Below are 223 nucleotides of genomic sequence, written 5' to 3'. Positions count from 1 at the left end.
GAAGACGACCGTGACCGGCGTGGAAATGTTCCGCAAGCTGCTGGACCAGGGCCAGGCGGGCGACAACGCGGGTCTGCTGCTGCGCGGCACCAAGCGTGACGACGTGGAGCGTGGCCAGGTGCTGGCCAAGCCGGGTTCGATCACCCCGCACACCGAGTTCGAGGCCGAGGTGTACGTGCTGTCCAAGGACGAGGGTGGCCGTCACACGCCGTTCTTCAAGGGC

1 protein-coding gene is annotated in these 223 nt (G+C 67.3%); it reads left to right on the top strand.

Features of this window, described 5'->3' with window-relative positions; genetic code table 11:
• The coding region (locus WFQ05_RS20540) for an EF-Tu/IF-2/RF-3 family GTPase (RefSeq protein ID WP_337055191.1) at positions 1–223 on the top strand (223 nt) is incomplete at both ends.

Origin of the sequence: Pseudoxanthomonas sp. USHLN014 (assembly GCF_037153335.1) — a bacterium.
Lineage (GTDB): Bacteria > Pseudomonadota > Gammaproteobacteria > Xanthomonadales > Xanthomonadaceae > Pseudoxanthomonas_A > Pseudoxanthomonas_A winnipegensis.
This window is presented reverse-complemented; position numbering and strand designations above follow the sequence as displayed.